The organism is Kineococcus anabasis (assembly GCF_054590795.1).
On record NZ_BAAIHU010000015.1, the window covers coordinates 72,702 to 86,092 of the forward strand.

Annotated in this window: 15 protein-coding genes; 8 read left to right on the forward strand and 7 right to left on the reverse strand. The window is 76.2% G+C overall.

Going from position 1 to position 13,391, the window contains the following annotated elements; all coding sequences use genetic code 11:
* Nucleotides 1-126 precede the first annotated feature (126 nt).
* Entirely contained in the window at nucleotides 127-324 is a 198-nt protein-coding gene (locus ACYQBY_RS21550) for a hypothetical protein (protein ID WP_459645955.1), read from the reverse strand.
* A 174-nt stretch (nucleotides 325-498) separates the two neighbouring features.
* Here ACYQBY_RS21550 and moaA point away from each other — a divergent pair, with 174 nt between their 5' ends.
* Together moaA and ACYQBY_RS21560 are read left to right on the forward strand one after the other, a co-directional pair.
* Nucleotides 499-1,581 (forward strand): GTP 3',8-cyclase MoaA, encoded by a 1,083-nt coding sequence (moaA, locus tag ACYQBY_RS21555; RefSeq protein ID WP_459646005.1) that lies wholly within the window; start codon nucleotides 499-501, stop codon nucleotides 1,579-1,581.
* 1 nt (nucleotide 1,582) lies between these two features.
* Entirely contained in the window at nucleotides 1,583-1,828 is a 246-nt protein-coding gene (locus ACYQBY_RS21560; protein WP_459645956.1) for a MoaD/ThiS family protein, read from the forward strand.
* 25 nt (nucleotides 1,829-1,853) lie between these two features.
* On the opposite strand, the gene ACYQBY_RS21565 is transcribed toward ACYQBY_RS21560, so the two are convergent.
* From ACYQBY_RS21565 to ACYQBY_RS21580, 4 genes are all read right to left on the reverse strand, one after another.
* A complete protein-coding gene (locus ACYQBY_RS21565; RefSeq protein WP_459645957.1) occupies nucleotides 1,854-2,360 on the reverse strand; it encodes a molybdenum cofactor biosynthesis protein MoaE in 507 nt (168 codons plus the stop codon).
* 142 nt (nucleotides 2,361-2,502) lie between these two features.
* Nucleotides 2,503-4,131, reverse strand: coding sequence for a chaperonin GroEL (gene groL / locus ACYQBY_RS21570; RefSeq protein ID WP_459645958.1), 1,629 nt, complete (start codon nucleotides 4,129-4,131; stop codon nucleotides 2,503-2,505).
* Nucleotides 4,132-4,412: 281 nt separating this feature from the next.
* Complete coding sequence (locus ACYQBY_RS21575; RefSeq protein WP_459645959.1) at nucleotides 4,413-4,616, reverse strand: cold-shock protein; 204 nt, start codon at nucleotides 4,614-4,616, stop codon at nucleotides 4,413-4,415.
* A gap of 417 nt (nucleotides 4,617-5,033) precedes the next feature.
* A complete protein-coding gene (locus tag ACYQBY_RS21580) occupies nucleotides 5,034-5,360 on the reverse strand; it encodes a DUF3263 domain-containing protein (RefSeq protein WP_459645960.1) in 327 nt (108 codons plus the stop codon).
* Between the two features lie 243 nt (nucleotides 5,361-5,603).
* On the opposite strand from ACYQBY_RS21580, the gene ACYQBY_RS21585 reads away from it, so the two are divergent.
* The 5 genes from ACYQBY_RS21585 to ACYQBY_RS21605 all read left to right on the forward strand — a co-directional run bounded on the left by ACYQBY_RS21585 (nucleotide 5,604) and on the right by ACYQBY_RS21605 (nucleotide 10,857).
* On the forward strand, nucleotides 5,604-6,323 hold the full coding sequence (locus ACYQBY_RS21585) for a uracil-DNA glycosylase (RefSeq protein WP_459645961.1): 720 nt from the start codon (nucleotides 5,604-5,606) through the stop codon (nucleotides 6,321-6,323).
* A 104-nt stretch (nucleotides 6,324-6,427) separates the two neighbouring features.
* Nucleotides 6,428-7,270, forward strand: coding sequence for an iron uptake transporter permease EfeU (efeU, locus tag ACYQBY_RS21590; RefSeq protein ID WP_459645962.1), 843 nt, complete (start codon nucleotides 6,428-6,430; stop codon nucleotides 7,268-7,270).
* 43 nt (nucleotides 7,271-7,313) lie between these two features.
* Nucleotides 7,314-8,468, forward strand: a complete 1,155-nt coding sequence (gene efeO, locus ACYQBY_RS21595) for an iron uptake system protein EfeO (protein WP_459645963.1) — start codon at nucleotides 7,314-7,316, stop codon at nucleotides 8,466-8,468.
* Between the two features lie 3 nt (nucleotides 8,469-8,471).
* Entirely contained in the window at nucleotides 8,472-9,686 is a 1,215-nt protein-coding gene (gene efeB / locus ACYQBY_RS21600) for an iron uptake transporter deferrochelatase/peroxidase subunit (RefSeq protein ID WP_459645964.1), read from the forward strand.
* 49 nt (nucleotides 9,687-9,735) lie between these two features.
* Nucleotides 9,736-10,857 carry an aldose epimerase family protein gene (locus tag ACYQBY_RS21605; RefSeq protein ID WP_459645965.1) on the forward strand — a complete coding sequence of 374 codons (1,122 nt, stop codon included), beginning with the start codon at nucleotides 9,736-9,738 and terminating at the stop codon, nucleotides 10,855-10,857.
* Nucleotides 10,858-11,072: 215 nt separating this feature from the next.
* Here the strand turns inward: ACYQBY_RS21605 and ACYQBY_RS21610 are convergent, their stop codons facing one another.
* A complete protein-coding gene (locus ACYQBY_RS21610; RefSeq protein WP_459645966.1) occupies nucleotides 11,073-12,044 on the reverse strand; it encodes an asparaginase in 972 nt (323 codons plus the stop codon).
* 134 nt (nucleotides 12,045-12,178) lie between these two features.
* On the opposite strand from ACYQBY_RS21610, the gene ACYQBY_RS21615 reads away from it, so the two are divergent.
* Nucleotides 12,179-12,367, forward strand: a complete 189-nt coding sequence (locus ACYQBY_RS21615; RefSeq protein ID WP_459645967.1) for a DUF1737 domain-containing protein — start codon at nucleotides 12,179-12,181, stop codon at nucleotides 12,365-12,367.
* Between the two features lie 43 nt (nucleotides 12,368-12,410).
* On the opposite strand, the gene ACYQBY_RS21620 is transcribed toward ACYQBY_RS21615, so the two are convergent.
* On the reverse strand, nucleotides 12,411-13,373 hold the full coding sequence (locus ACYQBY_RS21620) for a quinone oxidoreductase family protein (RefSeq protein ID WP_459645968.1): 963 nt from the start codon (nucleotides 13,371-13,373) through the stop codon (nucleotides 12,411-12,413).
* Nucleotides 13,374-13,391 lie beyond the last annotated feature (18 nt).

The following is a 13,391-nucleotide window of genomic DNA, read 5'->3' on the forward strand; positions in this document are numbered from 1 at the left end:
CACCCTCTGCCGCCTTCTCGCGGGAGGCCGCTGCCGGCCTCCCGCACCCGGGAGCATCACCCCCGGGCCGTGCGCTGTCCGGGCCGTCCCCTGCCGGGACGGCGTCTGGCCGGTGTTGCGTCCTGCTCAGGCTGCGTGGTGTGCCACGTGCCGCGCGGGCACGGTGGCCGCCGTGCGGGCGGGGACGGACCACTGCATGCTGAGGCGCCGCCGGCCGTCGGTCCCGACGGTCGGCACCCAGCGGGCGGTCGGCACCTCACGAGCGGAGCGGCGCACCACCGGGCTGGCACCCTCGAGGCCTGTGGTCATCGTGGTGTCGTTCATGATGCACCTCCTGTTCAACTTCTGTTCACCTTCACGGTACGCCGATTTCCCCGGGAGCGCCAGCGAGGTAGGTCACGGTCCGATACCACCGCGACCGGGTGCCGACCGTGGGTGCGATGACCCGGCGCCGCTTACGCTGGTGCGGTGCCACCCGTCGACCTGGGGATCCCCCTGCTGCGCAGCCGGCGTTCCCCCGAGGACGCCGCGCCGGGCGCGCCGGGGCACGGCCCCGCCCCGGCCGGTGGCGGGCTGGTCGACCGCTTCGGCCGCACGGCCGTGGACCTGCGGGTGTCGCTGACGGACCGGTGCAACCTGCGCTGCAGCTACTGCATGCCCCCCGAGGGGCTGCCGTGGGCGCCGCGGGAGACGCTCCTGTCGGACGCCGAGGTCGTGCGGCTCGTGGAGGTCGCCGTCCGCGAGCTCGGCGTGCACGAGGTGCGCTTCACCGGCGGCGAGCCCCTCCTGCGGCCGGGCCTCACCGACATCGTCGCCGCCACCGCCACCCTGCGGACCGCCGCCGGGGAGCCCGTGCGCACCTCGCTCACCACCAACGGCATCGGCCTGCAGCGGCGGGCCGGTGCCCTGGCGGCCGCCGGCCTCACCCGGGTCAACGTCTCCCTCGACACCCTGCGGCGCGACAGGTTCCTCACCATCACCCGGCGCGACCGGCTCGACGACGTCCTCGCCGGCCTGCGCGCGGCCTCGGCGGCGGGCCTGGCCCCCGTCAAGGTCAACACCGTGCTGCTGCGCGGCGTCAACGACGACGAGGCACCCGCGCTGCTGCGCTGGGCCCTGCGGGAGGGCTACGCGCTGCGCTTCATCGAGCAGATGCCCCTCGACCCGCAGGGCGCGTGGCGCCGCGACGAGATGGTCACCGCCGACGAGATCCTCGCCGCGCTCCTCCCCCGCTTCGGCATGGAGCCGGTCCCGGCGTCCGTGCGCGGCTCCGCGCCCGCGCAGACCTGGCTCGTCGACGACGGGGCCGGCCACACCGGCGACGTCGGGATCATCGCCTCGGTCACCCGGCCGTTCTGCGGGGACTGCGACCGCACCCGCCTCACCGCCGACGGTCAGGTCCGCACCTGCCTGTTCTCCACCTCCGAGACGGACCTGCGCCAGATGCTGCGCTCGGGCGCCGGGGACGCCGAGCTCGCCGCGACGTGGCGGCGGGCGATGTGGGACAAGAAGGCCGGGCACGACATCGACGACCCGTCCTTCCTGCACCCGGACCGGCCCATGTCCGCGATCGGCGGCTGACGTGCGGGCGCTCGTGCGGTACTACGCGGGTGCGGCCGAGGCCGCCGGGGTGGAGGAGGAGCACGTCGAGCTGCCCGGGCCGGTTCCGCTGTCCGGGCTGCTGGAGCAGCTCACGGCCCGGCGCGCGGACCTGGGCCGGGTCCTGCCGGCGTGCTCGTTCCTCCTCGACGCCACCCGCGCCGACGCCGGTGCGCTCGTCGGGGACGGGGCGGTCCTGGACGTGCTGCCACCCTTCGCCGGCGGCTGAGGAACCCACCGGCGGCACGCGCCCGTCAGGGGCAGGCGACCCACTCGCTCGTGCCGTCGGCGAAGTGCTGGTGCTTCCACACCGGCAGCCGGTCCTTGACCTCGTCGACGAGCAGGGCGGCGGCCTCGAACGCCTCCCGCCGGTGCGCGGCCGAGACGGCCACGGCCAGGGCGCACTCGCCCACCGCCAGGTGGCCGAGGCGGTGGCTGACGGCCACCGCGTCCACCGCGCAGCGCCCCGCCACGTCCGCCGCGACCTCGGCCAGGACGTCCTGCGCGGAGGGGTGCGCGACGTACTCCAGGCGGTGCACGGCCCGGCCGTGGTCGTGGTCGCGCACGACACCGGCGAACGTCACCACCGCACCGGCCGCCGCGTCCGAGACCAGCGCCGCGTGCTCCGCGACGTCGAAGGGGGCCTCGGTGACCTGGGAGCGCACCACCCGCCGGGCGGGCTCGGTGAGGCGGGAGGTGTCGTGCGGGCTCTCGTGCGGGGTGGCACCCGGGGACGCCCCGGGCGTGGGCGCGGTCGTCACACCCGCGACCCTAGCCCGCCCGCGGGCACGGGGGGGCACGGGAACAGCGGCCCGCACCCCGCCCCCGGCCCAGGCACGCCGCGAGGGCGGCCCCCCTGCCGGGGAACCGCCCTCGCGTCTGGTGCAGGTGGTGGGGCGGGACTCAGAAGTCCATGCCGCCCATGCCGCCGTCGCCACCGGGAGCGGCCGGGGCGGCCTTCTCCGGCTTGTCGGCGATGACGGCCTCGGTGGTGAGGAACAGACCGGCGATGGAGGCGGCGTTCTGCAGCGCGGAGCGCGTCACCTTCACCGGGTCGTTGATGCCCGCGGCGAGCATGTCGACGTACTCACCGGTGGCGGCGTTGAGGCCGTGGCCCACCGCGAGGTTGCGGACCTTCTCCGCCACGACGCCGCCCTCGAGGCCGGCGTTGATCGCGATCTGCTTGAGCGGGGCCTCGATGGCGACCTTGACGATGTTCGCGCCGGTCGCCTCGTCACCCTCGAGCTCGAGCTTCTCGAACGCCAGGGCGCCGGCCTGGATGAGGGCCACGCCACCACCGGCGACGATCCCCTCCTCCACGGCGGCCTTCGCGTTGCGCACCGCGTCCTCGATGCGGTGCTTGCGCTCCTTCAGCTCGACCTCGGTCGCCGCGCCGGCCTTGATGACGGCCACGCCGCCGGCCAGCTTGGCGAGACGCTCCTGGAGCTTCTCGCGGTCGTAGTCGGAGTCGCTGCGGTCGATCTCGGCGCGGATCTGCGCCACGCGGCCGGCGATGGCGTCGGCGTCGCCGGCACCCTCGACGATCGTGGTCTCGTCCTTGGTGACGACGACCTTGCGGGCGCGGCCGAGCAGGTCCAGGCCGACGGTGTCGAGCTTGAGGCCGACCTCCTCGGAGATGACCTGGCCACCGGCGAGGATGGCGATGTCGCCGAGCATGGCCTTGCGGCGGTCGCCGAAGCCCGGGGCCTTGACTGCCACGGAGCGGAAGGTGCCGCGGATCTTGTTGACCACCAGGGTCGCGAGGGCCTCGCCCTCGACGTCCTCGGCGATGATCGCCAGCGGCTTGCCCGACTGCATGACCTTCTCCAGCAGCGGGAGCAGGTCCTTGACGTTGGAGATCTTGGAGTTGAGGACCAGGAGGTAGGGGTCCTCCAGGACGGTCTCCATGCGCTCGGAGTCGGTGACGAAGTAGGGCGAGATGTAGCCCTTGTCGAAGCGCATGCCCTCGGTGAGCTCGAGCTCGAGGCCGAAGGTGTTGCTCTCCTCGACGGTGATGACACCTTCCTTGCCGACCTTGTCCATCGCCTCGGCGATGAGCTCGCCGATGGAGGGGTCCCCGGCGGAGATGCCCGCGGTGGCGGCGATCTGCTCCTTGGTCTCCACCTCCTTGGCGGCGGCGAGGAGCTGCTCGGTCACGGCCTCGACGGCCTTCTCGATGCCGCGCTTGAGCGCCATCGGGTTGGCGCCGGCGGCGACGTTGCGCAGGCCCTCGCGCACGAGCGCCTGGGCCAGGACGGTGGCGGTGGTGGTGCCGTCGCCCGCGACGTCGTCCGTCTTCTTGGCGACCTCCTTGACGAGCTCGGCCCCGATCTTCTCGTACGGGTCCTCGAGCTCGATCTCCTTGGCGATGCTCACACCGTCGTTGGTGATCGTGGGGGCGCCCCACTTCTTCTCCAGGACGACGTTGCGGCCGCGCGGGCCGAGCGTGACCTTGACAGCGTCAGCGAGCTGGTTCATGCCGCGCTCGAGGCCGCGACGGGCCTCCTCGTCGAAGGCGATGATCTTGCTCATGCCTGGTGTTCCTCCCCGGTGACGGGTCTGGGTGGCCGGTCCGGTGCCCGCGACGGACGACCCGCACCCGCGGGGTCACGTCCCCCGCGGTGACGGGCCTCACCGACCGGCCGGGAGCTGTGAGCTCCCGGGTCGAGGTGTGGCTCGTGCTGTCACTCTCGACTCGAGAGTGCCAACCGCAATGTTGGCACTCTCGCGGGTCGAGTGCAAACCCCCTCACGCAGGACGGCGCCGCCCCCGGGAGGGGACGGCGCCGTCGTGGACGCGCTCTCGGTGGGACCTCAGACAGCCTTGACGGCCTCCGCCTGAGGGCCCTTCTGGCCCTGGCCGACCTGGAACTCCACGCGCTGGCCCTCGTCGAGGGAGCGGTAGCCGTCCATGTCGATCGCGCTCCAGTGGACGAAGACGTCACTGCCGCCGTCGTCCTGGGTGATGAAGCCGAAGCCCTTCTCGGCGTTGAACCACTTGACGGTCCCCTGAGCCATTGCTTCTCCATGTGCAGCGGTGCGGGCGGCACCGCCGGACCGGCCGGCGGCGGGTCTGATCCGTCCGCACGGGCGAACGGTGGCGCCCGGCACGCGGCCTCCGCCGGGCGGCGAGGAACACCGCCCCGAGGGGACCGGGCACACCGGGCGGCGCGACCGGTTCCTGATTATGGAGAGCACCCCCGGCCACCACAAGGATGATCGCGACCGAACTTCTCACGATCCGATCACACGTGGTCGCTCAGCGCAGCAGCGCGAGCAGGGCCGCCAGCACGTCCCCGGCGAGCACCACGACCGCCGCCCCGACCCCCGCGAGGACCCCGGCGACGAGCAGCACGAGGAGGGCGACCTGCCCCGGTCCGCGCCGCGTGCGGTGCGCACCGCGCCGCACCCCGGGCGCGCCGCCGCTGTAGCGGGTCAGGACCCCGACCCGAGCCGGCGCGCCGAACGGGCCCGCTGGCGCGCCGAGCGCATCCGGCGCAGCCGCTTGACCAGCATCGGGTCGTGGGCCAGCGCCTCGGGCGTGTCGATGAGGGCGTTGAGCACCTGGTAGTAGCGGGTGGGGGTGAGGTCGAACATCTCCCCCACCGCCTGGTCCTTGGCGCCGGCGTACTTCCACCACTGCCGCTCGAAGGCCAGGATGCGCGCGTCGCGCTCGCTCAGGCCCGCGGCGGGGCCGGGTTCCCGCGCCCCGGGCGCACCGCCGTCCACCACCTGCGCCGCCGCACCGCTGCCGCCGTCCATGACCGTCCTCCCGGGTCCGGGGCGAGTTCCCCCGCCGACCTGCCCCCACTGTAGGCACGCGGTGCGACAGCGCCCGGCAGGCACGCGGTGCCGGGTGTGCGGTGCCGGGTGTGCGGTGCCGGGTGTGCGGTGCCGGGTGTGCGGTGCCGGGTGTGCGGTGCCGGGTGTGCGGTGCCGGGTGTGCGGTGCCGGGTGTGCGGCCTCCCCGCGCCGGGCGGCGCCCGCGCCGGTAGCGTCCGGGACGTGCCCCAGCCCGACGCCGCTCCCGCGCCCGGCCGGGCGGGCGACCCCGCGGGCCTGGGGCTCGACGACCTCGACCCCGGCTGGGCCGCCGCGCTGCGGCCCGTGCGGGCCGACCTGGAGCGGCTCTCCGCCGGCCTCGCCGCCGACACCGCCGCCTCCCGCCCGTGGCTGCCGGCCCCGGAGCGGGTGCTGCGCTCGTTCCGCCGGCCCTTCGGGGACGTGCGGGTGCTCGTCGTGGGCCAGGACCCCTACCCGACCCCGGGGCACGCGATGGGCCTGTCCTTCTCCGTCGAGCCGCACGTGCGCCCCCTGCCGCGCAGCCTGGCCAACGTCTACAGGGAGCTGGTCGCGGACACCGGCGTGCCGATGCCCTCCACCGGCGACCTGGCGCCCTGGACAGAGCGCGGCGTCCTGCTGCTCAACAGGGTCCTCACGGTCGGGGAGGGCGCCGCGGGCTCGCACCGCCGCCGCGGCTGGGAGGCGGTGACCGACGCCGCCGTGCGCGCCCTCGCCGCCCGCGGCACACCGCTCGTGGCGGTGCTGTGGGGCCGTGACGCGCAGGCCCTGAAGCCGCTGCTGGCCGGCGCCGACGTCGTCGAGAGCGCCCACCCCAGCCCGCTGTCGGCCTCGCGCGGCTTCTTCGGCTCCCGCCCCTTCAGCCGCGTCAACGGGCTGCTGCAGGCCCGGGGGCAGGAGCCGGTGGACTGGTCGCTGCCCTGAGCCCGGGCCCGCTCCCGTGCGGGCGCCGCGCACGCCGCAGAGTCGGTTAGCCTTCCCTCACCCGCCAGGCGCTGCGGAACGCCGGCACGTCCGAGGAGCACCCGGTGGTCGCCAACCTGCTGATCGGCCTGCGCGAGGGCCTGGAAGCCACGATCGTCGTCTCCATCCTCATCGCCTTCCTGGTGCGGACGGGGCGCCGCGACCGCCTGCCGGCCCTGTGGCTGGGCGTGGCGGCGGCGGTGGCGGTCTCCGTGGCCGTCGGCGCGGGACTGGCGCTGGCCGCCAAGCAGCTCACCTTCACCGCCCAGGAGCTCCTCGGCGGGATCCTGTCGATCGTCGCGGTGGGCTTCGTCACGTGGATGGTCTTCTGGATGAAGCGGGCGGGCCGCTCGCTGGCCGCCGACCTCACCGACCGGATGCGCTCGGCCGTCGAGCTCGGCGGCCCCGCCGTGGCCGTCACCGCCCTGCTCGCCGTCGGCCGCGAGGGCCTGGAGACCAGCGTGTTCGTCACCGCTGCGGTCCGCGCCACCGGGCGGACCTGGGAGCCGCTGACCGGGGTCGTGCTCGGTCTGGCCCTGGCGGTGGGGATCGGCTGGCTGCTGTACCGCCAGGCGGTCCGCATCGACCTGCGGCGCTTCTTCACCTGGACCGGTGCCGGTCTCGTGGTCGTCGCCGCGGGCGTCCTCGCCTACGGCGTCCACGACCTGCAGGAGGCCCGCGTCCTGCCCGGCCTGACGTCGCTGGCCTTCGACGTCAGCGAGCAGGTCCCGCCGAGCAGCTGGTACGGCACCCTGCTCAAGGGCGTCCTCAACTTCTCCCCCGCCACGACGTGGCTGGAGGCCGGCGCCTGGGTGGCCTACGTCGTGCCCGTCCTCTTCCTGTACCTGCGCCGCGCCCCCCGGCCGGTGCCCGCACCCGCGCGCGCCGCGGTGCACGGCGAGGCCTGAGGCCTCCCCCGTCCTGCCCGTCCCACCACCACCTGGAGAACCCGTGCGCGCCCGCCCGACGCGGTCCACCGCGACCGTCCTGCCCCTGCTCGCCGCCGCCGTCCTGGCCGGCTGCACCGACGCCCCGGGCACCACCGCCGCCCCGGGCGGCCAGGACGGCGCCGCGGACGGCACCGTCGCGGTGCGCGCCGCCGACGACGCCTGCGAGGTCTCCCGCACCGAGCTGACCAGCGGCATCACGACGTTCGCCATCACCAACGAGGGCAGCGACGTCACCGAGGTGTACGTCTACGCCCCCGGGGACCGGATCGTGACGGAGAAGGAGAACATCGGCCCCGGCACGAGCTACGAGCTGACGGTCGACCTCACCGAGGGCGGCTACCAGGTCGCGTGCAAGCCCGGCATGGTCGGCGACGGCATCCGGCAGGACGTCACGGTGGCCGGTGCCGCCGCGGCGGCGGACCCGCGGGCCGAGGCCGCCGTCGCCGCCTACCGCGCGTGGGTGCAGGAGCGGGCCGACGCCTCCGTGCCGCTGGTGGAGCGCTTCCGCGACGCGGTCGCCGCCGGGGACGTGGCGGGTGCCCGGGCGCAGTACGCCCCCTCCCGCGTGCCGTGGGAGTCGATCGAGCCGGTCGCGGAGAGCTTCGGCGACCTGGACCCGCGGATGGACGCCCGGGAGGCGGACCTCGCCGAGGGCGAGACGTTCAGCGGGTGGCACCGCCTGGAGAAGGCGCTGTGGACGGGCGAGGACCTCGCCCCCCTGGTGCCCGTGGCCGACCAGCTCCTCCTCGACGTGCGGGAGCTGGCCCAGCGGGTGCCGAACGCGGCGCTGACACCCACCTCCATCGGCAACGGCGCCAAGGAGCTCCTCGACGAGGTCGCCACCGGCAAGATCACCGGCGAGGAGGAGGCGTTCAGCCACACCGACCTCGTCGACTTCGAGGCCAACGTCACCGGCGCCGAGAAGGCCCTGGAGGCGCTGCGGCCCATCGTGCAGGAGTCCGACCCGGAGCTGGTGGCCACCCTGGACACCGAGTTCGCCGACGTGCGCGGGGCGCTGGCCCCCTACCGGACGCCCGACGGGTTCGTCTCCTACGACACCGTGACCGAGGAGCAGCGCCGCGAGCTGTCCCGCGCGGTGGAGGCCCTCTCGGAGCCCCTGTCGCGGCTGGGCGCCGCGGCGGCCGGGAAGGCCTGAGCCGTGGCGCCGCTGAGCCGGCGCGGCCTGCTGGCGGCCCTCGGGGTGGGGGCCGCCGGGGCGGGCGCCTCCGTGGCCGCCCTCGGCGGGCGCTCCGAGGCCGCCGCGGGCGACGTGGTGCCCTTCGAGGGCGAGCACCAGGCGGGCGTCGCCACGGACGTGCAGGCCCACCTGCACTTCGCGGCGTTCGACGTGCTGGCCGCCGATCGCGCCGAGCTCGCAGGGCTGCTGCGGGAGTGGACGGCGGCCGCGCGCAGCCTGTGCGCGGGCCGGCCCGCCGGCGAGGGCGGCGCGGTGGACGGCGACCCGCTGGCACCCCCCGCGGACACCGGGGAGGCCCTCGGCCTGCCCGCGGCGCGGCTGACGCTGACGGTGGGCTTCGGCCCGTCCTTGTTCGACGGGCGCTTCGGCCTGGCGGAGCGCCGGCCGGAGGCGCTGGTGGACCTGCCGGCCTTCCGCGGTGACGCGCTGGAGGAGGCCCGCTGCGGCGGGGACCTCGCGGTGCAGGCGTGCGCGGACGACCCGCAGGTCGCGGTGCACGCCGTCCGCACGCTGAGCCGGATCGCGGCGGGGCGCGCGGCGGTGCGCTGGGCGCAGCTCGGCTACGGCCGCGCCGCGACGGTGGACCCGGGCGCGCCCACGCCGCGCAACCTGTTCGGGTTCAAGGACGGCACGGCGAACGTCCCCGGCGCCGACACCGCGGAGCTCGCCGGGCACGTGTGGGTGGACGCCGCGGACGCCGCGACGCCGCAGCAGGCGTGGATGACGGGCGGCACGTACCTGGTGGCGCGGCGGATCGCGATGCACATCGAGACGTGGGACCGCACGTCCCTGGCCGAGCAGGAGCAGATCATCGGCCGCACCAAGGGCGAGGGCGCACCCCTGGGCGGCCGGCGCGAGCACGAGGAGTTCGACCCCGCGACGCTGCCCGCGGCGTCCCACGTGCGGCTGGCGCACCCCTCGCGCCACGGCGGCGCCCGGATGCTGCGGCGGGGGTTCAACTACACCGACGGCGCCACCGGTCTCGGGCGGCTGGACGCGGGGCTGTTCTTCCTGGCGTACCAGCGGGACGTGCGGCGGGCGTTCGTCCCCGTGCAGCGGGCGCTGGCGGACGCGGACGTGCTGAACGAGTACGTCCGGCACACCGGCTCAGGGGTGTGGGCGGTCCCGCCGGGTGTGCGCGCGGGCGGCTGGTGGGGGCGGGAGCTGCTGGGCTGAGGGCGCCCCACCGGCGCGGAGCACCCCCGCGGTGCGGGACGATGCACGCATGAGCTCCACCACCTCCGCGCCCCCTCCCGGCGGCACCGCCGGCACGCCCTCCCCCGGCCCCGCCGTCACCCGCGAGCCGTTCGGCCGCACCGCCTCCGGGCAGGAGGTGCAGCGCTGGGTGCTGCGCACCCCCGGCGGGGCGAGCGCCGCCGTGCTCTCCCTGGGCGGGGCGCTGCAGTCGTGGCGGGCCGACGGCGCGGAGCTCGTCGTGGGGCTCGCGGACGTCGCGGCCTACGAGGCCAGCACCGCCTTCTTCGGCGCGACCGTGGGCCGCTTCGCCAACCGCATCGCGAACGGCCGCTTCACCCTCGACGGCACGGAGCACACCATCCCCACGGGGGACGCGGAGCACGCCCTGCACGGCGGCGTCGACGGTTTCGACCGGCGCGTGTGGGACGTGGCGGAGGTGCCGGGCGCGGCGGCGGTGCGGCTGCGCCTGAGCAGCCCCGACGGCGACATGGGCTTCCCCGGCCGGCTCGAGGCGGAGGTGACGTACACCCTCGCGGACCTGCCCGGCGGCGGCGCCGAGGTGCGCCTGGACTACCTGGCCACCACCGACGCCCCCACCCCGGTGAGCCTGACGAACCACGCCTACCTCAACGTCGACGGCATCGGCTCCGGCACGGTGGAGGGGCAGGTGCTGCGCATCGCGGGCAGCCGCTACCTGCCGGTGGACGCCGGGCTCATCCCGACCGGTGAGCTGGCCCCGGTGGCGGGGACCCCGTTCGACTTCACGCAGCCGCGGCGCATCGGCGAGCACCTGCGCGACGCCGACGCGCAGCTGCTGGCCGCGCAGGGCTACGACCACTGCTGGGTCCTCGACGCCACCTCCGGTGCCGCCCCCGCGGAGCCGGAGCTGGTCGCGGAGGTCACCGGTGCGGGGGGCCGGGTGCTGCAGGTGCTCACGGACCGCCCGGGCCTGCAGTTCTACTCGGGCAACTTCCTCGACGCGGCCACGCCCGCGGCCGACGGGCAGCCGGTGCGGCAGACGGACGCGCTGTGCCTGGAGACGCAGGCGCTGCCCGACGCGGTGAACCAGCCGCACCTCGGCGACGTGGTGCTGCGCCCGGGCGAGCAGTGGCGCAGCACGACCCTGATGCGGGTGCTGCCCGCCCGCTGAGCGGGCCGCCTCCTGCCCGCCCATCTCCCTACCCGCCCATCTCCCTGCCCGCCCGCTCCCCCTGCCCGCGCATCTCCCTGCCCGCCCATCTCCGGGTTCCGGCGCCCACCGGGCCCGCCCAGCCCGCCGAAACCCGGAGAAGGGCGGGGAAGTGGTGGCGCTGCGCCGCCCAGACCTGGAGACGGGCGGGAGAGCGGGCGGGGGGGCGCTGCGCGTCAGGCGCCGAGCAGCGCGTCGGTGGGCGCGAGCCGCCCCAGCTCCCGCCCACCGGCCAGGACGGGTTCCGAGGCCATCTCCGCCGCGGCGCCGACGTCCACCCCCAGCCGCGCCAGGACCGCCAGCGCCACCATCGTCGTGGCCCGCGAGCCGCCGTCGGCGACCTTGACGGCGACGGCCTGCCCGGTGGGGGCGGCGACGACGAGCACGCCCTCGTACCCGCCCTTGGCGAGCAGCCCGGGGACGCGCTGCATGAGGACGGTGTTGGGCCGGCCCGGGCCGGCGACGGCCTCGGGGTGCGCGCGCATCGCGTCGGCCACGGCGCGGCCCGGCCCGTCCGGCGCCAGGACGAGGTCGCGCACGGCCCGGGCCAGGCCCACCACGGACGTGCCGAACAGGGGCGCGCCGCACCCGTCGACGGTGGCGGCGCGCACGGGCTCGCCGGTGAGCCGCTCGACCTCCTCGCGGACCCGCACCTGCAGGGGGTGGCCGGGGTCGAGGTAGCGGCCGGGCTCCCAGCCGGAGGCGGCGCAGGCGGCGAGCATCGCGGCGTGCTTGCCGGAGCAGTTGTGCCGCACGCGGCTCGGCCCCTGCCCGGTGGTGAGGAGGTGGGCGAGGGTGTGCGGGTCCCCGGGCAGGTCCGGGGGGCAGCCGAGGTCGTCCTCCCCGAACCCGGCGCCGGCGAGGACCTGCCGCACGGCGGCGACGTGGGTGTCGGTGCCGCTGTGGCTGGCGGCGGCCAGGGCCAGGGCGTACCCGCCGAGCGGCGCGCCGGCGCGCAGGGCGACGAGGGCCTGCACGGGCTTGAGCGCCGAGCGCGGCAGCAGGGTGGCGCCGGGGTCCCCGAGGGCGAGGGCGACCTGCCCGGCGGCGTCCAGCCCGACGGCCACCCCGCGGTGGACGCTCTCGCGGACGCCGTCCCGGACGAGGACGGCGAGCTCGGCGGTGGAGTCGGCGGCGGGTGCGGGCACGGGATCTCCTCGGCGTGGGGGTAGGACCGGCCCACTCTGCCCGACGCCGGTGGTCGCCCGCGGGCGGAGCCGGGACGGTCCGGGCGCGCGCCGGCGTTACAGTCGCGTCCCGTTCCAGCGGCGAGAGGATCCCCATGAGCGACGCGGCACCCCTGGCGTACCGCCTGCTGACCGGCCCGGACGACCGGTCGTTCTGCGAGCGGGTCAGCGAGGCCCTGGCCTCCGGCTACCGCCTGCACGGCGACCCGGCCATCACCTCCGTCGACGGCCGGGTGGTGGTGGCGCAGGCCGTGGTGCTGGTGGGCGGGCCGGGCGAGGCCTGAGGAGGGTGCGGGTGGGGGCGGCCCGGAGCCGCCCCCGCCCGCCTCACGGCAGCAGGAGCAGCTTGCCCGTGGTGCGCCGGCCCTGGAGGTCCTCGTGGGCCCGCGGGGCCTCGGCGAGCGGGTAGCGCCCTCCGACGCGCACGTCGAGGCGCCCGCCGGCCACCCAGGAGAACAGCTCCGCCGCGCGCTCGCGCAGCTCGGCGGGGTCGGCGGCGTGGTGCGCCAGCGTCGGGCGCGTCACGAACAGCGACCCGGCGGCGTTGAGGCGCTGCAGGTCGAACGGCGGGACCTGGCCGCTGGCGCCGCCGTAGAGGGCGAGCAGGCCGCGCGGGCGCAGGGCGTCCAGCCCGGCGTCGAACGTGGCGCGGCCCACCCCGTCGTAGACGACGTCGGCGCCGCGCCCACCGGTGAGCTCCTTCGCGCGGGCGGCGAAGTCCTCGTAGGAGGCGACCTCGTCGGCCCCGGCGGCGCGCGCCAGCTCCGCCTTCTGCGGGGTGGAGGTGGTGGCGAGGACGTGCCCGCCGCGCAGCTTCACGATCTGCGTCAGCAGCAGCCCCACCCCTCCGGCGCCGGCGTGGACGACGGCCCAGTCCCCCTCGGCCACCGGGTGGGTGGAGGTGGCGAGGTAGTGGGCGGTGAGGCCCTGCAGCAGCAGGGCCGCGGCGGTCTCGGCGTCCACGCCGCCGGGGACGGCGACGAGCTCGCGCGCGGGGACGGCGACCTGCTCGGCGTAGCTGCCGGGGGCGCCCTTCCAGGCGACGAGGTCGCCCTCGGCGAACCCCTCGACGCCGCTGCCCAGGGCGCGGACCCGTCCGGCGCCCTCCAGCCCGGGGCGGTACGGCAGCGGCACCGGGTAGGTGCCGTCGCGGTGGTAGGTGTCGATGTAGTTGACGCCGGCGGCCGCGACGTCGACGAGGACCTCCCCGGGGCCGGGCGAGGGCTCCTCCACGTCGGTGACGGTGAGGACCTCGGGGCCCCCGGTGCGCTCGAGAGTGATCGCCTTCATGGCCGCGGCAACCTCGTG